20 protein-coding genes, 1 rRNA gene and 1 other annotated feature are annotated in these 18,365 nt (G+C 37.0%); all 21 genes read left to right on the top strand.

The window, feature by feature from the left end:
- The first annotated feature begins 9 nt into the window (after window positions 1-9).
- Window positions 10-125, top strand: a 5S ribosomal RNA gene (gene rrf, locus RCJ96_RS25785).
- A 206-nt stretch (window positions 126-331) separates the two neighbouring features.
- Window positions 332-793 carry a transcriptional regulator CtsR gene (gene ctsR / locus RCJ96_RS25780; RefSeq protein ID WP_001244563.1) on the top strand — a complete coding sequence of 154 codons (462 nt, stop codon included), beginning with the start codon at window positions 332-334 and terminating at the stop codon, window positions 791-793.
- Window positions 794-964: 171 nt separating this feature from the next.
- On the top strand, window positions 965-1,513 hold the full coding sequence (locus RCJ96_RS25775; RefSeq protein ID WP_074610571.1) for a UvrB/UvrC motif-containing protein: 549 nt from the start codon (window positions 965-967) through the stop codon (window positions 1,511-1,513).
- A gap of 4 nt (window positions 1,514-1,517) precedes the next feature.
- Window positions 1,518-2,582: a protein arginine kinase gene (locus RCJ96_RS25770; protein WP_000050825.1), complete on the top strand. Its 1,065-nt coding sequence runs from the start codon at window positions 1,518-1,520 to the stop codon at window positions 2,580-2,582.
- Between the two features lie 22 nt (window positions 2,583-2,604).
- A complete protein-coding gene (gene clpC, locus RCJ96_RS25765) occupies window positions 2,605-5,040 on the top strand; it encodes an ATP-dependent protease ATP-binding subunit ClpC (RefSeq protein WP_000971179.1) in 2,436 nt (811 codons plus the stop codon).
- 96 nt (window positions 5,041-5,136) lie between these two features.
- On the top strand, window positions 5,137-6,513 hold the full coding sequence (gene radA / locus RCJ96_RS25760) for a DNA repair protein RadA (RefSeq protein ID WP_001085212.1): 1,377 nt from the start codon (window positions 5,137-5,139) through the stop codon (window positions 6,511-6,513).
- A 3-nt stretch (window positions 6,514-6,516) separates the two neighbouring features.
- Window positions 6,517-7,590, top strand: a complete 1,074-nt coding sequence (disA, locus tag RCJ96_RS25755) for a DNA integrity scanning diadenylate cyclase DisA (protein ID WP_000392171.1) — start codon at window positions 6,517-6,519, stop codon at window positions 7,588-7,590.
- A gap of 160 nt (window positions 7,591-7,750) precedes the next feature.
- A complete protein-coding gene (locus RCJ96_RS25750) occupies window positions 7,751-8,860 on the top strand; it encodes a PIN/TRAM domain-containing protein (protein ID WP_000919684.1) in 1,110 nt (369 codons plus the stop codon).
- Between the two features lie 16 nt (window positions 8,861-8,876).
- Window positions 8,877-9,557: a 2-C-methyl-D-erythritol 4-phosphate cytidylyltransferase gene (ispD, locus tag RCJ96_RS25745; protein ID WP_000288305.1), complete on the top strand. Its 681-nt coding sequence runs from the start codon at window positions 8,877-8,879 to the stop codon at window positions 9,555-9,557.
- A gap of 115 nt (window positions 9,558-9,672) precedes the next feature.
- Window positions 9,673-10,149 carry a 2-C-methyl-D-erythritol 2,4-cyclodiphosphate synthase gene (gene ispF, locus RCJ96_RS25740; RefSeq protein WP_000488392.1) on the top strand — a complete coding sequence of 159 codons (477 nt, stop codon included), beginning with the start codon at window positions 9,673-9,675 and terminating at the stop codon, window positions 10,147-10,149.
- Between the two features lie 89 nt (window positions 10,150-10,238).
- A complete protein-coding gene (gene gltX, locus RCJ96_RS25735) occupies window positions 10,239-11,696 on the top strand; it encodes a glutamate--tRNA ligase (RefSeq protein ID WP_000415154.1) in 1,458 nt (485 codons plus the stop codon).
- A gap of 47 nt (window positions 11,697-11,743) precedes the next feature.
- Window positions 11,744-11,989: a binding site (T-box leader), on the top strand.
- 137 nt (window positions 11,990-12,126) lie between these two features.
- On the top strand, window positions 12,127-12,792 hold the full coding sequence (cysE, locus tag RCJ96_RS25730; protein ID WP_000476500.1) for a serine O-acetyltransferase: 666 nt from the start codon (window positions 12,127-12,129) through the stop codon (window positions 12,790-12,792).
- Window positions 12,773-14,170, top strand: coding sequence for a cysteine--tRNA ligase (gene cysS, locus RCJ96_RS25725; RefSeq protein WP_074610575.1), 1,398 nt, complete (start codon window positions 12,773-12,775; stop codon window positions 14,168-14,170). Before cysE ends, cysS begins: the two co-directional genes overlap by 20 nt.
- Before the next feature lie 2 nt (window positions 14,171-14,172).
- Window positions 14,173-14,580, top strand: coding sequence for a Mini-ribonuclease 3 (locus RCJ96_RS25720; RefSeq protein WP_074610577.1), 408 nt, complete (start codon window positions 14,173-14,175; stop codon window positions 14,578-14,580).
- Complete coding sequence (gene rlmB / locus RCJ96_RS25715) at window positions 14,577-15,320, top strand: 23S rRNA (guanosine(2251)-2'-O)-methyltransferase RlmB (RefSeq protein ID WP_000093759.1); 744 nt, start codon at window positions 14,577-14,579, stop codon at window positions 15,318-15,320. Before RCJ96_RS25720 ends, rlmB begins: the two co-directional genes overlap by 4 nt.
- Before the next feature lie 3 nt (window positions 15,321-15,323).
- Window positions 15,324-15,836, top strand: coding sequence for an NYN domain-containing protein (locus tag RCJ96_RS25710; RefSeq protein WP_000997883.1), 513 nt, complete (start codon window positions 15,324-15,326; stop codon window positions 15,834-15,836).
- Between the two features lie 67 nt (window positions 15,837-15,903).
- Complete coding sequence (locus tag RCJ96_RS25705) at window positions 15,904-16,560, top strand: RNA polymerase sporulation sigma factor SigH (RefSeq protein WP_000387199.1); 657 nt, start codon at window positions 15,904-15,906, stop codon at window positions 16,558-16,560.
- 133 nt (window positions 16,561-16,693) lie between these two features.
- Window positions 16,694-16,840 (top strand): 50S ribosomal protein L33, encoded by a 147-nt coding sequence (gene rpmG, locus RCJ96_RS25700; protein ID WP_002070160.1) that lies wholly within the window; start codon window positions 16,694-16,696, stop codon window positions 16,838-16,840.
- Between the two features lie 32 nt (window positions 16,841-16,872).
- On the top strand, window positions 16,873-17,052 hold the full coding sequence (secE, locus tag RCJ96_RS25695; RefSeq protein WP_001241321.1) for a preprotein translocase subunit SecE: 180 nt from the start codon (window positions 16,873-16,875) through the stop codon (window positions 17,050-17,052).
- 131 nt (window positions 17,053-17,183) lie between these two features.
- Window positions 17,184-17,717, top strand: a complete 534-nt coding sequence (gene nusG, locus RCJ96_RS25690; protein ID WP_000415794.1) for a transcription termination/antitermination protein NusG — start codon at window positions 17,184-17,186, stop codon at window positions 17,715-17,717.
- A gap of 167 nt (window positions 17,718-17,884) precedes the next feature.
- A complete protein-coding gene (rplK, locus tag RCJ96_RS25685; protein WP_001085872.1) occupies window positions 17,885-18,310 on the top strand; it encodes a 50S ribosomal protein L11 in 426 nt (141 codons plus the stop codon).
- Window positions 18,311-18,365: the final 55 nt, after the last annotated feature.

Raw genomic sequence — 18,365 nt, 5'->3', positions numbered from 1 at the left:
CCTTCATAGTTTGGTGATGATGGCAGAGAGGTCACACCCGTTCCCATACCGAACACGGAAGTTAAGCTCTCTAGCGCCGATGGTAGTTGGGACCTTGTCCCTGTGAGAGTAGGACGTCGCCAAGCAACTAAACACGAGTCAAATGACTCGTGTTTTTTCGTGTTTTCTTTTATAATCCATAGTAATAAAAAATGTATTTAAATAATTATTATTTTGATTAAATACAGGGGAATGTGGCTAGGATAGTAAATAAGCAAAAGAGTTGCAAATTTTATTAATACGTATATAATTAAAGTCAAAGATAGTCAAAGTCAATAAAGGTGGCGGATAAATGAGAAATATATCTGATATCATTGAGCAATATCTAAAGCAAGTTATTGACTTAAGTAATAATAATGTGATTGAAATCAAGAGAAATGAGATTGCGGATCGATTCGAGTGCGTACCATCTCAAATCAATTATGTAATCAATACCCGTTTTACGTTAGAAAGAGGATTTGTAGTAGAAAGTAAACGTGGTGGAGGAGGTTACATTCGCATTATAAAAGTCAAACTGCATGACGATATAGACATTATTGATCAAATGCTTCATATGATTGATCATAGCGTTGCGCAAGGAAATGCAGAGAGTATGATTATACGTTTAATAGAAGAGGGAATCATAACGAATCGTGAAGCTAAACTTATGTTAAGCGTACTAGATCGTTCTGTATTATCAATGGATGTTCCTTCTCGAGATGAACTTAGGGCTCGAATATTATGCGCAATGTTAAGAACACTGAAATATAAATAAATACAGCTTTTGTAAAAGAATAATAACTAAAAGATAAGGCAGTTAAATATTGTAGAAGTTTTGAAAAAAGAACACGCACTTTTGTAAACGAATAAAGGAAAGTGAACAGTCTAGTAATGTATGAAAAGTACTATGAGATAGATCGTTCCTGTTGTAAAGGTGGGGATAGTGATGACTTGTCAAAACTGTAATATAAGACCAGCAACTTTACATTATACAAAAGTAATTAACGAAAAGAAGGCGGAAGTTCATCTTTGTGAGCAATGTGCAGAACAAAGTGGCTATACGTCTTTCTTTCAATCATCGCAGTCTAACTTTTCATTCCATGATTTATTTGCTGGGTTATTACACGGTGAATCAACAATGTTTGAAGAAGAAAAAAGCGGATTTTCGAACACAAATATATTAAGATGTCCAAATTGTAAAATGACATATGAGCAACTTACAAAGGTAGGACGCTTTGGATGTGCTTCTTGTTACGATACATTTAAGGAACATTTAAAGCCGTTATTAAAACGTCTTCACGGCGGGCATACAGATCATTGTGGAAAAATTCCGAAGCGTATAGAAGGAAATATTCACTTAAAGAAAGAATTAGATGAACTAAAACTCATTCTGAAACAATACGTACAGAAAGAGGAATTTGAGAAAGCTGCTGAAGTAAGGGATAAAATTAGAAATCTTGAAACTCAGCTTAGTGAGCATAGAGAGGGGGAATAGTTCTATGTCACTGGACAAAATTATGAATGAAGCGATTAGTCCATGGATGAAGGGAGATGGCCCTGATTCTGATATTGTTTTAAGTAGTCGAATTCGTTTGGCTCGTAATTTTAAAAAATATCAATTCTCTACTATGCAAAACGAAGAAGAAGCTAAACAGATTCAAGAATTATTTAAAAAGGAATTTATAAATAAAACAGTAGAACCTTTTGGAGAGTTTGAACTATTAAAAATGAATGAATTAACGCCTCTTCAAAGGAGAGTATTAGTTGAAAAGCATTTAATTAGTCCCAACCTTGCAGGAACAGAATATGGAGCGTGTTTATTGTCAGAAAACGAACATATTAGTGTTATGCTGAATGAAGAAGACCATATTCGGATTCAGTGCTTATTTTCAGGATTGCAGTTATCAGAGGCCCTTCAAAGTGCCAATCAAATAGATAATTGGATTGAGAAAGAGGTTGAATATGCTTTTGATGAATCACTTGGATATATTACGAGCTGCCCTACTAACGTTGGTACAGGACTTAGGGCTTCCGTAATGATCCATTTACCAGGGCTCGTTTTAACGAAAAGAATTAGCCGTATTATACAAGTAATTCAAAAATTAGGGTTAGTAGTAAGAGGAATATACGGTGAAGGTAGCGAAGCGTTAGGTAATATATTTCAAGTGTCAAACCAAATGACGCTAGGAAAATCTGAAGAAGATATTATTGCAGATTTAAAGAGTGTCATTCAACAAATCATACAGCAAGAAAAAATGGCTAGAGAATTAATTGTACAAAATTCAAGTATTGAGCTTGAAGATAAAGTTTATCGCTCTTATGGCATACTAGCCAACAGTCGTTTAATTCAATCTGCGGAAGCAGCCAATTGCTTATCAGATTTACGACTTGGTATTGATTTAGGATATATAAAAGGTATATCGAGAAATATTTTGACTGAGCTAATGGTTCTTACACAACCAGGCATTTTACAACAATATGCAGGAGGACCTTTAGGGCCAGAAGAAAGAGATTATCGAAGAGCAACCTTAATCCGTGAGCGATTACGTATTGAAAAAAACTAAGCGCAAGTAGGAGGCGATTTCTATGATGTTTGGAAGATTTACAGAAAGAGCACAGAAAGTATTAGCTTTATCTCAAGAGGAAGCGATTCGTATTGGGCATAACAATATTGGAACAGAACATATTTTACTTGGGCTTGTACGCGAAGGTGAAGGAATTGCAGCAAAAGCGTTGATTGCTCTTGGATTAAGCCCGGAGAAAGTTCAAAAAGAAGTAGAAGCGTTAATCGGACGCGGAACAGAAGCTTCTCAAACTGTACATTATACACCGCGTGCTAAAAAGGTTATTGAGCTGTCTATGGATGAAGCTCGTAAATTAGGTCATTCTTACGTTGGAACAGAACATATTTTACTTGGTTTAATCCGCGAGGGTGAAGGGGTAGCAGCACGTGTTTTAAATAACTTAGGTGTTAGCTTAAATAAGGCAAGACAACAAGTATTGCAACTTCTTGGAAGTAATGAAGCAAGTTCAGGTCATCAAGGTGGTTCTTCAACAAATGCAAATACACCAACACTTGATAGCTTAGCACGTGATTTAACAGTTGTTGCACGTGAAAATCGTTTAGACCCTGTTATTGGACGTGGTAAAGAAATTCAACGTGTAATTGAAGTTTTAAGCCGTAGAACAAAAAACAATCCTGTATTAATTGGGGAGCCTGGTGTAGGTAAAACGGCAATTGCAGAAGGATTAGCACAACAAATCGTAAATAATGAAGTTCCTGAAACTTTAAGAGATAAGCGTGTTATGACACTAGATATGGGTACAGTGGTAGCCGGAACGAAATACCGTGGTGAATTTGAAGACCGTTTGAAGAAAGTAATGGATGAAATCCGCCAAGCAGGAAATATCATTCTATTTATTGATGAACTTCATACATTAATTGGTGCAGGTGGCGCAGAAGGTGCTATTGACGCATCGAATATTTTAAAACCATCTTTAGCTCGTGGAGAGTTACAATGTATTGGAGCGACAACGTTAGATGAATATCGCAAATATATTGAAAAAGACGCAGCTTTAGAGAGACGTTTCCAACCAATTCACGTTGATGAGCCAAGTTTAGATGAATCAACTCAAATTTTGAAAGGTTTACGCGATCGTTATGAGGCACATCACCGCGTATCTATTACAGATGATGCAATTGATGCAGCTGTAAAGCTTTCAGATCGTTATATTACAGATCGTTTCTTACCAGATAAAGCAATTGATTTAATTGATGAAGCTGCTTCAAAGGTTCGCTTACGCTCTTATACAACACCACCAAATCTAAAAGAGCTTGAAGTGAAGCTTGAGGAAATTAGAAAAGAAAAAGATGCAGCTGTACAAAGTCAAGAGTTTGAAAAAGCTGCTTCCTTACGTGATATGGAACAACGTTTACGTGAGAAGTTAGAAGATACGAAGCGTCAATGGAAAGAGCAACAAGGAAAAGAAAACTCAGAAGTGACAGTAGAAGATATTGCAAATGTTGTTTCTACGTGGACTCGTATCCCGGTTTCTAAGCTTGCACAAACAGAGACTGATAAATTATTAAACTTAGAATCGATTCTTCACGATCGTGTTATTGGTCAAGATGAAGCGGTAGTAGCTGTAGCGAAAGCTGTTCGTCGTGCTAGAGCAGGTTTGAAAGATCCGAAACGTCCGATTGGTTCATTTATTTTCTTAGGACCAACAGGTGTAGGTAAAACGGAGCTAGCAAGAGCGTTGGCAGAATCTATGTTCGGTGATGAGGATGCAATGATTCGCATCGATATGTCTGAGTACATGGAGAAGCATTCTACTTCTCGTTTAGTTGGATCTCCTCCAGGATATGTTGGATATGAAGAAGGTGGACAATTAACAGAAAAGGTTCGCCGTAAGCCATATTCAGTTGTTTTATTAGATGAAGTAGAGAAAGCTCATCCTGATGTGTTTAACATTTTACTACAAGTATTAGAAGATGGTCGCTTAACAGATTCTAAAGGGCGTACAGTTGATTTCCGTAATACAATTGTTATTATGACATCTAACGTTGGTGCAGAAGCGTTAAAACGTAATAAACATCTTGGATTTAACGTACAAGATGAGAGCCGCGATTATTCAGATATGAAAGGTAAAGTAATGGATGAACTGAAAAAGGCATTCCGTCCAGAATTCTTAAACCGTATTGATGAAATTATCGTGTTCCATATGCTTGAGAAAAAACATATTCAAGAGATTGTAACACTTATGGTAAATCAGTTAGTAAATCGCTTAAAAGAGCAAGAAATTGAATTGCATTTAACAGAAGGAGCGATTTCGGCTATTGCTGATAAAGGGTTTGACCGAGAGTACGGTGCTCGTCCGCTTCGTAGAGCAATTCAGAAACATGTAGAAGATAGACTATCGGAAGAACTTTTAAAAGGTGCTATTGAGAAAGGACAAAAAGTTATCTTTGATGTTGAAGGAGAATCATTTGTCATTCATAGTGCTGAAAAGGTAAAATAAGTATAGACAAACTAAGAGGGCTACGAGATAGCCCTCTTTCTTGTACGATAAGGATAAATTGTTTATAGATGAAAGTGAAGTGAGATATAAAACGATATGGCTAAAAAGAAAACAAAATTCACATGTCAAGAGTGTGGGTATCAGTCACCAAAATATATGGGGAAATGCCCTGGATGTGGTCAATGGAATACGCTTGTTGAAGAGATGGAACCGGTTGTATCATCAAGGCGCCTTAATTATGCGAATGCAATTCAAACAGAAGTAACAAAACCAAGACGTCTAACAGAAGTGGAAACAAAGTCTGAGGCGCGTATTGAAACAAAATTTCAAGAATTTAACCGTGTACTTGGTGGCGGGATTGTAGATGGATCCTTAGTACTGATTGGTGGGGACCCCGGGATTGGAAAATCAACGTTACTATTACAAATATCATCACAATTAGCGGATTCTTCCTATGATGTCCTATATATATCGGGTGAAGAATCAGCAAAACAGATTAAACTGCGTGCGGATCGTTTACATGTAAATGGTAGTAATCTATTTGTTGTATCAGAGACGGACTTACAGCGAATTGCAACACATATTGAAGAGGTGAACCCAGCCTTTGTTGTTATTGATTCTATTCAAACAATACATCTACCTGAAGTAACATCAGCACCGGGAAGTGTGGCACAAGTTCGTGAATGTACAGCAGAATTAATGAAACTTGCAAAAACGAAAGGAATCCCTATTTTTATCGTTGGACATGTGACAAAAGAGGGAGCGATTGCAGGACCTCGTATGTTAGAACATATGGTCGATGCAGTTCTTTACTTTGAAGGAGACCGTCATCATACATACCGCATTTTGCGAGCAGTAAAGAATCGTTTTGGTTCTACGAATGAAATGGGTATTTTTGAAATGAAAGAGCTTGGCCTTGCAGAAGTATTAAACCCTTCTGAAATTTTTCTTGAGGAAAGACCAGTTGGGGTTGCAGGATCAACAGTGGTTGCCTCAATGGAAGGAACAAGACCAGTTTTAGTAGAAATACAAGCATTAATTTCCCCTACTAGTTTTGGAAACCCTCGAAGAATGGCAACGGGAATTGATCATAACCGTGTATCGCTTATTATGGCAGTGCTAGAAAAAAGAACAGGCTTATTATTGCAAAATCAGGATGCATATTTAAAAGTAGCAGGTGGTTTGAAGTTAGATGAACCAGCAATTGATTTAGCTGTCGCTTTAAGTATAGCTTCAAGTTTTAGAGATAAATCTACGGCACCAACCGATGCAGTAATAGGAGAAGTAGGATTAACTGGAGAAATAAGAAGAGTATCAAGAATTGAACAACGTGTACAAGAAGCAGCTAAATTAGGATTTCAACGCGCTATTATTCCTAGAAAAAATTTGGGAGGATGGACAATTCCAGATGGGATTGAGGTAGTTGGTGTATCTAATTTAGGAGAAGCACTTCGTTTGACATTAGGAGGCTAGGCTATGGAAGAAAACAAGCAACGTGTCAAAAGTATGATTAATATTTTACAACTTGTGGCCCCGGGAACACCACTGCGCGAAGGGATAGATAATGTACTTCGCGCACAAACAGGGGGATTAATTGTTCTTGGATATAATGAACAGATTAAAAGTATTGTTGATGGAGGTTTTCATATTAATTGTGCATTCTCTCCAGCTAGTTTATATGAATTAGCAAAAATGGATGGGGCACTTATTTTAAATGAAACGGGAAGTAAAATTTTGATTTCGAACGCACAGTTAGTTCCAGAGTCATCTATTGACTCTATTGAGACAGGTATGCGCCACCGAACGGCGGAGCGTGTAGCAAAGCAGACAGGCAGCCTTGTTGTGGCTATTTCACAAAGACGTAACGTAATTACGCTATATCAAGGGAATTTACGTTATACACTAAAAGATATAGGCGTTATTTTAACAAAGGCGAATCAAGCTATCCAAACGTTAGAAAAATATAAGGCTGTATGGAATGATGGGATTACGAATTTGGGCATTCTAGAATTTGAAGAGGTTGTTACAATGTCCGAGGTAGTCCATGTTTTACATAGTGTTGAAATGGTACTACGTATTAAAAATGAAATATTGAGCTATATTCATGAATTGGGAACAGAAGGTAGGTTAATTCGTTTACAACTTACGGAACTATTAGCCGACTTAGAAGCAGAGGCAGCGCTATTAATTAAAGATTACTATCAAGAAAAAACACAAGACCATCATCAAATTTTGAAAAAGTTACAAGAACTTGCGAATACACAACTTCTAGAGGACAGTGATTTAGTTAAATTGCTTGGATACCCAGGACAAACGAGTTTAGAAGAAAGTGTGACGCCGAGAGGATACCGAATCACAAGCAAAATTTCGCGTGTTCCACCACTTATCATTGAAAATTTAATTAATCGATTTAAAACTTTGCAAGGTGTTTGTCGTGCAACTATTAATGAATTAGATGATGTGGAAGGAATTGGAGAAGTCAGGGCGAAGAAAATACGAGAAGGTCTAAAAAGAATTCAAGAGCATCTCTATATGAGTAGACACAATTAAGAATATTACATTGATTCTATAATATAACGACACTAGAACATTTTTGGTATATGATATGATATATTGGTAAATAAAACTATTTATAAAAAAACACGTCCGCTTTTGCATTCGGCGTTTTGATTAGCGAAACAATGGTTAATAATGAGTAGGAGGTGGTTGGATGTTAAAACGGATTGTACAGCTCTTCTTTTTAGTAATCGGGGGGGCTTTAGGGATTTACTTAATCCCAAAAGTTATTAATGTATTAGACATCGGTGCTGTTCCATTATTGGAAGGATCGTATGTTCGTGCAATTATTGGTGCAATTATTTTATTTTTAACAACATTTTGGCTTGTAGATTATATTGTTCAACTTATTAAGCATATTGAAGAGGCTCTTGTAAAAGCGCCTGTAGCAGATGTTTTGTTTGGTACATTAGGTTTAATCTCTGGGCTTATTGTTGCGTATTTAATTTTAATACCAATTCGTGAATTTACAATTCCAGTTATTAGTACAGTGTTGCAAGTGTTCTTTACTCTTTTACTAGGATATTTAGGATTCCAAGTAGGGTTTAAAAAGAGGAATGAATTGCTAGGATTATTTACATTACCACAACGTGGGAAGAAGAAAAATAATAATAGTGAGAATGAAGAACCAGAAAATGAGGTAGAAGAATCTTTAGCGCATTGGAAAATTCTCGATACAAGTGTAATTATCGATGGACGTATTGCTGATATTTGCCAAACAAAGTTTTTAGAAGGAACAATTGTCATTCCACAATTCGTGTTAGAAGAACTTCAGCACATTGCCGATTCTTCTGATGCTTTAAAACGTAATCGTGGCCGTAGAGGATTAGATATTTTAAACCGTATTCAAAAAGAGATGCCGATTCCGGTAGAAATTTATGAAGGTGATTTCGACGATATTCAAGAAGTGGATAGCAAACTTGTAAAGTTAGCGAAAATCACTGGTGGAACGGTAGTAACGAATGACTTCAACTTAAACAAAGTCTCTGAATTACAAGGGGTAACGGTGTTAAACATTAACGATTTAGCTAATGCAATTAAACCTGTTGTACTCCCAGGTGAAGAACTAAGTGTTTATGTTGTAAAAGATGGAAAAGAACAAAATCAAGGTGTAGCATATTTAGATGACGGCACGATGATTGTAGTAGAAGATGGTAGAGAATATGTAGGCTCACAACTCGATGTACTCGTTACGAGTGTGTTACAAACGTCGGCTGGGCGCATGATTTTTGCCAAACGTAAATTATTAGAAAAAGCATTATAAGTAGAGGATTATTAATATGTATACATTAATTATTCCAGCAGCTGGTCAAGGAAAGCGGATGGGTGCTGGCAAAAATAAGTTGTTCTTACTTATTAATGAAGTACCGATTATTGTGCATACGTTACGTGCTTTCGAACAGGATAAAGCATGTAAAAATATTATTATGGCAATTAACGAAGAAGAGCGTCCATATTTTGAAGAGTTAATGCAGAAGTATCCGGTTGCAAAGCCAGTACAATTTATTCAAGGTGGAGCTGAAAGACAAGATAGTGTATATAATGCGATTCAGCATACGAGTGATGTTGAGTATGTTCTTGTACATGACGGTGCGCGCCCGTTCGTAACGAATAAAGTGATCCAAGACGTATTAACTGCAGCAGAAAAATATGGAGCTTCCATTTGTGCGGTGCCAGTGAAAGATACTGTTAAGAAAGTAGAGCAGGGTGTTGTTGTAGAAACAGTAGAAAGATCTCAGCTGACAGCTGTACAAACACCGCAAGGGTTCTCTGTTTCTCTTTTGTTAGAAGCTCATAGAAGTGCGAAGCAGAGTTGTTTCCTTGGTACAGATGATGCAAGTCTCGTAGAACGTATCGGGAAGCAAGTAGGTGTAGTAGAGGGGAGTTACTATAATATTAAAGTGACGACTCCAGAGGATTTACTAATTGCTGAAAGTTTTCTTCACGTTCAAAAGAAATGATAGCAATGATTATAGCGAAGAGAAGCTCGGCAAAGGCCGGGCTTTTCTTTATAAGGGTAGCGATATAATATAGAGTCATAAAGCTCAGTAGTTTAGCTCGAGGAGGATGTAAAAAATGTTTCGAATTGGACAAGGTTTTGATGTGCATGAATTCGCGGAAGGTAGACCGTTAATTATTGGCGGAATTACAATTCCACATGAGAAAGGATTAATCGGTCACTCTGATGCAGATGTATTGTTACATACAATCGCGGATGCGTGTTTAGGTGCAATTGCAGCAGGAGATATCGGGAAACATTTTCCTGATACAGACCCTGCCTTTAAAGATGCTGATTCAGCTGTATTATTGCAAAAGGTTTGGGGATTTGTGCGTGAACAAGGTTATGAATTAGGGAATTTAGATTGTACAATTATTGCTCAAAAGCCAAAAATGGCACCACATATTGAAAGTATGCGTAAACGCATTAGTGAACTATTAGAAACGTCTATTGATAATATCAATGTAAAGGCAACAACAACAGAAAAACTAGGATTTACAGGTAGAGAAGAAGGAATTGCTTCTCAAGCAGTTGTTTTATTACAGAAAAAATAATGGTTTTTAATTCGTAAGATGGATAATCACATTTTTTTGGTGTACAATTATAGAATGTGTTGACATTAAGAATGGAAGGTGTACCAATTATGGAAAAGCAAGTGAGAGTGCGCTATGCGCCAAGTCCAACAGGACACTTACATATCGGAAATGCGCGTACGGCATTATTTAATTATTTATTTGCTCGTCATCAAGATGGTAAGTTTATTATTCGTATTGAAGATACTGATGTAAAACGTAATGTTGCTGGTGGAGAAGAAAGCCAATTAAAATACTTAAAATGGCTCGGTATGGACTGGGATGAAGGTGTTGATGTTGGTGGTGAATTTGGACCATATCGTCAAACAGAGCGTTTAGATATTTATAAAAAGTTATATGAAGATTTATTAGAGCGTGGTTTAGCTTACAAATGTTATATGACAGAAGAAGAGCTAGAAGCAGAACGCGAAGGGCAAATTGCTCGTGGTGAAACACCTCGTTACGCAGGTAACCACCGTGATTTAACTGAAGCGCAAGTGAAAGAATTTGAAGCTGAGGGACGTATTCCAAGTATTCGTTTCCGCGTACCAGCTGACCGTGATTACACATTTAAAGATATTGTAAAAGATGAAGTTGCATTCCATTCAAATGATTTCGGTGATTTCGTTATCGTGAAAAAAGATGGGATTCCAACTTATAACTTTGCAGTAGCAGTAGATGATCACTTAATGGAAATTACACACGTACTTCGTGGTGATGACCATATTTCAAACACGCCAAAACAAATGATGATTTATGAAGCTTTCGGTTGGGATATTCCGCAATTCGGTCATATGACTTTAATTGTAAATGAAAGCCGTAAAAAATTAAGTAAGCGTGATGAATCTATTATTCAATTTATTGAGCAATATAAAGAGCTTGGATATCTTCCAGAAGCAATCTTTAACTTTATTGCACTACTAGGTTGGTCGCCAGTAGGGGAAGAAGAAATCTTCTCTCAAGAAGAGTTTATCAAAATGTTTGATGCAGCTCGTTTATCAAAATCACCTGCATTATTTGATTCTCAAAAACTAAAATGGATGAACAACCAATATATGAAAAAGCAAGATTTAGATACGGTGGTAGAATTAAGCTTACCGCATTTAGTGAAGGCTGGACGTATAGGTGAAACTTTAAGTGAACAAGAACAAGCTTGGATTCGTGATGTAATTGCGTTATATCATGAACAAATGAGCTTTGGAGCTGAAATTGTAGAGCTTTCTGAAATGTTCTTCAAAGATCACGTTGATTATGAAGAAGAAGGACAAGAAGTATTAAAAGGTGAACAAGTACCAGAAGTACTTCGTGCATTTGCTGGTCAAGTAGAAGCACTAGAAGCTATGGAACCGGCAGCAATTAAGGCGGCTATTAAAGCAGTTCAAAAGGAAACAGGTCATAAAGGTAAAAACTTATTTATGCCAATCCGTGTTGCAACTACTGGTCAAACACATGGCCCAGAGCTTCCTAATGCTATTGCACTTCTTGGAAAAGAAAAAGTTTTAAATCGTCTTCAAAAAGTAATTGGTTAACATTTTCTAGGTTTAGAAATATAATAAGTATACTTAAAACCTAATAAGGAAAAGCGACGAGAAGGAGAAGTAGAAAATCAGGCTTTTTACAGAGAGAACCACCTTTAGGCTGGAAGTGGTTTATAAGCGGATTTTTGAAATGCCCCTTCGAGTCTTCTGCTGAACAGCAAATTGCTTTGCAAAACGTCTTAGGGCGTAAAGTAAGCAGAAGCGGTGTACACCGTTATCAGAGATGAGTTTGAGGCTTTTTTAGCCTAAACAGAGTGGAACCGCGCTTATAAGGCGTCTCTGTCAATATGACAGAGGCGTCTTTTTTTATACCGTAAAATTGGTATGAGTATAAGTCTTATCCACGTGTATAAAGATTTAGGGGGATAAGTAGGGAGTTAGTTCACTCGAAAAAGCAGCCCATAAAGGGGAGGGAACGTCGATGTTTAAGAGGCTTCGGGAAGATATTGAAGTCGTTTTTGAACAGGATCCAGCGGCAAGAAGTTATTTCGAAGTCATTTTGACTTACTCTGGATTACATGCAGTTTGGGCCCATCGAATTGCACATGCTTTTTATAAAAAGAATTTCTTCTTTATTGCACGTTGGATCTCACAAGTTAGTCGTTTCTTTACTGGCATTGAGATTCATCCAGGAGCAACAATTGGTCGTCGTTTTTTCATTGACCATGGAATGGGGGTTGTAATTGGAGAAACGTGCGAAATTGGTGATAATGTAACGATCTACCAAGGAGTTACATTAGGTGGTACAGGTAAAGAAAAGGGAAAGAGGCACCCTACAATTCAAGATAATGTATTAATTGCAACGGGTGCTAAAGTACTAGGTTCTATTACAGTTGGAGAGAATTCTAAAATTGGAGCAGGTTCTGTCGTATTAAAAGAAGTCCCTGCACATTCTACAGTTGTAGGTATACCTGGCCGAGTCGTTATTCAAAATGGCGTAAAGATTGGTCAAGAATTGAATCATTCCGACCTTCCAGACCCAATTTTTGATAAATTAAAGGTCATGGAAGTAGAACTTGATAAATTGAAAAAACAACTTGAAGTAAAGGTAGAAAGGAAGGATAAAAATGACTATTCACATTTATAATACGTTAACACGTCAAAAGGAAGAGTTTATTCCATTAGAAGAAAATAAGGTAAAGATGTATGTATGCGGACCTACAGTTTATAACTATATTCACATCGGGAACGCAAGACCACCTATGGTATTTGATACAGTGCGCCGTTATTTAGAATATAAAGGATACGATGTGCAGTATGTATCTAACTTTACTGACGTAGATGATAAATTAATTAAAGCGGCAAATGAGTTAGGCGAAGATGTGCCGACAATTGCGGACCGTTTCGTGGAAGCGTATTTTGAAGATGTAACGGCACTAGGTTGCAAACATGCAACAGTTCATCCGCGTGTAACAGAAAATATGGATATTATTATTGAATTTATTCAAGAACTTGTGAATAAAGGATATGCATATGAATCAGAAGGGGATGTGTACTTTAGAACGAAGGAATTCGAAGGGTACGGTAAGTTATCACATCAACCGATCGCGGACTTACGTCACGGTGCGCGTATTGAAGTAGGAGAAAAGAAACAAGACCCTCTTGATTTTGCACTATGGAAAGCTGCGAAAGAAGGAGAAATCTTCTGGGAAAGCCCTTGGGGTCAAGGTCGTCCAGGCTGGCATATCGAATGCTCGGCAATGGCGCGTAAATACTTAGGGGATACAATTGATATTCACGCCGGTGGTCAAGACTTGGCATTTCCTCATCATGAGAATGAAATCGCGCAGTCTGAGGCGCTAACAGGAAAAACATTTGCACGTTATTGGATGCACAATGGATATATTAATATTAATAATGAAAAAATGTCTAAGTCACTTGGGAACTTCATTTTAGTTCACGATATCATTAAGCAATATGATCCGCAGTTAATTAGATTCTTTATGCTATCAGTACATTATCGTCACCCAATTAATTTCAGTGAAGAGTTATTACGAAGCACAAATAACGGACTGGAAAGAATTAAAACAGCTTACGGTAATTTGAAACACCGTATGGAAAGTAGTACGGATTTAACAGATCATAATGAGAAATGGTTAGCTGATCTGGAAAAATTCCAAACTGCATTTGAAGAAGCGATGAATGATGATTTCAATACTGCTAATGCAATCACTGAGTTATATAATGTAGCAAATCATGCAAATCAATATTTACTGGAAGAACATACGTCTACAGTGGTAATTGAAGCATACGTAAAACAACTTGAAACATTATTTGATATTTTAGGGTTAGAATTAGCACAAGAAGAGTTACTAGATGAAGAAATTGAGGCACTTATTCAAAAACGTATTGAAGCTCGTAAAAATCGTGATTTTGCATTATCAGATCAAATTCGCGATGATTTAAAAGATCGTAATATTATTTTAGAAGATACCGCTCAAGGTACAAGATGGAAAAGAGGATAAGAATGATTGATGCAAAGCAATTAAACAGCTTAGCGTTAGCATATATGGGTGATGCGGTATATGAACAATATATCCGCTATCACCTACTTCAAAAAGGGAAGGTTCGTCCTAATCAGTTGCATCGATTAGGGACAAGCTTTGTTTCGGCAAAAGCACAGGCGAAAGTTGTTTATCATTTATTAGAGACAGCATTTTTAACTGAGGAAGAAGAGGCAGTACTAAGAAGAGGGCGTAATGCAAATTCAGGTACTGTTCCGAAAAATACAGATGTACAAACATATCGACATAGTACAGCCTTTGAAGCGTTAATTGGCTATCATCACTTATTAAATAATCGTGAAAGATTAGACGAAATTGTATATAAGGCAATTGCTGTTCTAGAAGAAAAGGAAGGGGGCACATCATTATGAGTAGTGAATATATTATCGGACGTAACCCTGTAATTGAAGCGTTACGATCAGGGAGAGATATTAATAAAATTTGGATCGCAGAAGGTGCTGCCAAAGGACAAGTACAAATTGTACTAGCACTAGCGAAAGAAAATAAAATTATTTTGCAACATGCACCAAAAAAGAAGTTAGATCAATTAGTTGAGGGGAACCATCAAGGTGTAATTGCTCAAGTGGCCGCATATCAATATGCTGAGCTAGAAGATCTATTCAAAGTAGCAGAGAAGCGTAATGAAGATCCATTCTTCTTAATTTTAGATGAAATTGAAGACCCGCATAACCTCGGTTCTATTATGCGTACTGCGGACGCGACAGGAGCTCATGGAATTATTATTCCGAAAAGAAGAGCTGTGGGACTTACTGCATCAGTTGCGAAAGCATCTACTGGGGCAATTGAATATATTCCTGTTGCACGTGTAACGAATTTATCTCGTACAATCGATGAATTAAAAGAACGTGGACTTTGGATTGCTGGTACAGATGCAAAAGGAAAAACAGATTACCGTAATTTAGATGGTAAAATGCCAATTGGATTAGTAATTGGAAGTGAAGGAAAAGGTATGAGTCGTATTATTGGTGAAAAATGTGATTTCTTAATTACTTTACCGATGGTTGGTAAAGTTACATCCTTAAATGCTTCAGTGGCTGCAAGTTTGTTAATGTATGAGGTATATCGTAAACGTAACGAAATTGGTAAATAAAAAATGAACGATATTTTAATCGTTGACGGTTACAACATTATTGGAGCTTGGGGAGACTTGAAGAAACTACGGGATGTAGATTTGCAATCATCAAGAGATGCACTGATTGATAAGATGGCGGATTACCAAGGTTACACAGGTACAAAGGTAATGATCGTTTTTGATGCTTATACAGTCCACGGTATTGAAAAAAAGATGAAACAATCGCGTGTGGAAGTTATATTCACTAGGAAGAATCAAACTGCAGATGAAAAGATAGAGCAACTTGCAATTGAGCTTAGAAATATAAATACGCAAATATATGTTGCGACTTCTGATTATACGGAACAATGGGTTATATTTGCTCAAGGTGCGCTCCGGAAATCTGCACGGGAATTAGAGCTGGAAGTACAAGCGATGGAGCAACAAGTAAGAAGGCGTACACAAGACACAAAAGAAAAGCAACCTGCTATGCGAAAGATATTTAGTAAGGATATTACAGAAAAGTTAGAAAAATTAAGAAGAGGAGAGCGTTGAAGCATTGACGCTCTTTGTCTTTTTACTGTATAATATTTCTAAATAAATAGCGGTCGGAGGGATCAAGGTGGAAGCAGGCTTCGTAAGTGTAGGCGACGTTACATTTCGTGATTTAGAAGATGAGGCAATCGTTGAGTTAGTTCGAAAAGGTAATACTGACGCTCTAGAATATTTGATTCACAAATATAAGAACTTTGTTCGCGCGAAATCGAGATCTTATTTCTTAGTGGGTGCCGATCGAGAAGATATTGTTCAAGAAGGTATGATTGGATTGTTTAAAGCGATTCGTGATTATAAAGAGGACAAGCTGTCTTCATTCAAAGCATTTGCTGAACTGTGTATCACTCGACAAATTATTACCGCTATTAAAACAGCAACCAGGCAAAAGCATATTCCGTTAAATTCGTATGTGTCTTTAGATAAACCGATTTATGACGAGGAATCTGATCGGACATTATTAGATGTTATTTCGGAAGCGAAGGTAACTGATCCTGAAGAAATGATTATAAGTCAGGAAGAATATACCGATATAGAATCTAAAATATCTGAATTATTAAGCGATTTAGAAAGAAAAGTGCTTTCTTTATATCTAGACGGTCGTTCTTATCAAGAGATTTCGGAACAGTTAAATAGACATGTGAAATCTATTGATAACGCTTTACAGAGAGTGAAGCGGAAATTGGAACGATATATGGAAATGAGAGAGAGTACCACTTCAAATTAATAACAAGAGCTACAGGTGTAAAAAAAATCACCTGTTTTCTTTTTGTAGAGAGTACAAAAGGCATGTCATTGACATTGTCTTTTATTGTATGATACATTTTTAGGGACATAATGTTACAAGGTTGGTGTAACTAATGAGGAAAAAAGTTGTACTCTCATGTGAAGAGTGTAAAAATCGAAACTACTCTACGATGAAAGATACGAGCTCAGTAGAGCGACTTGAAATAAAGAAATTTTGTAAAACATGCAATCAGCATACAGTTCACAAGGAAACAAAATAAATAATTGAAATAATACACTGGAGGTCCCGTAGATGCGTTTAACGAACTTTTTCGGCGATGTAGGTCGCGAAATGAAAAAAGTAAGTTGGCCTAAAAAAGATGAATTACTCCGTTCAACAGCGACTGTTATCGCTACAGTTGTCTTCTTTGCGATTTTCTTCGCAGTAGTTGATATGGGCATTTCTTCTTTAATTCGGTTAATTCTTGGTTAATTCTTGAATAAGAAGCACTTATCCATGATATAATGTTATTTATAAGAACTGTGTAAAAGCCCGGTGAACGGGTTTTTTCATTTGCGCAAAAAAATGTACGTCAGGGAGGGAAGGACGCTCGTCCTAAATGAATGGAAAAAAGTTGGTATGTTGTCCATACTTATTCTGGATATGAAAATAAAGTAAAAGCAAACCTAGAGAAACGTGTAGAATCAATGGGTATGCAAGATAAAATTTTCCGTGTTGTTGTCCCGGAAGAAGTAGAAGTAGAAATGAAAAACGGTAAAGAAAAATTAATGAAAAGAAAAGTGTTCCCAGGTTATGTATTAGTAGAATTAATCATGACTGATGACTCTTGGTATGTTGTACGTAACACGCCGGGTGTAACTGGGTTCGTTGGCTCTTCTGGTTCTGGATCTAAACCATCACCTCTATTAGAAGAGGAAGTTGTTACCATTATGAAACATATGGGAATGGACAACGAAGTGGTTGATTTCGACTTTGAACTTCATGAGACAGTACGTGTAAATGAGGGACCATTCGCAGATTATACAGGTGCTATCGAAGAAATTGATGTGGAGAAGAAGAAGGTTAGCGTACTTGTGGACATGTTTGGTCGCGAGACTCCAGTTGAACTTGACTTCCATCAAATTGAAAAATTATAAAATGAAACTTGAAATGAATTGTAAAAAGTGATAATATCTTTTAAGTCAGTACGTCTTCGTTATCGGAGACGTTTTTTGAAAGATTTTATCCTTACAGATAAAATATGACGTGGGAGGGCAAATCACTGTCCAATTGACCACATCACGGACTTAAGGAGGTGTGTCTCGTGGCTAAAAAGGTAATTAAAATGGTAAAACTTCAAATTCCTGCAGGTAAAGCTAATCCAGCTCCACCAGTTGGTCCAGCATTAGGACAAGCAGGTGTTAACATCATGGGCTTCTGTAAAGAGTTTAACGCTCGTACAGCAGATCAAGCTGGTCTTATCATCCCTGTTGAAATTACGGTATTTGAGGACCGTTCATTCACTTTCATTACTAAAACTCCTCCTGCTGCTGTTCTTCTTAAGAAAGTAGCTGGTATTGAGTCTGGTTCTGGTGAACCAAACCGTAATAAAGTGGCAACTGTTAAGCGTGATAAAGTACGCGAAATCGCTGAAACTAAAATGCCTGACCTAAACGCTGCTAGCGTAGAAGCTGCAATGCGTATGGTTGAAGGTACTGCACGCAGTATGGGCATCGTTATCGAAGACTAATTCGATTTGTTTTTTAAAAAAGGTTGCGGGTCTGGAATTCCAATTCGCAACCTTT

The organism is Bacillus sp. BSL6 (assembly GCF_052928345.1).
The sequence above is the reverse complement of the archived record's forward strand: the minus strand, read 5'-3'. Positions and strand labels throughout refer to the sequence as shown.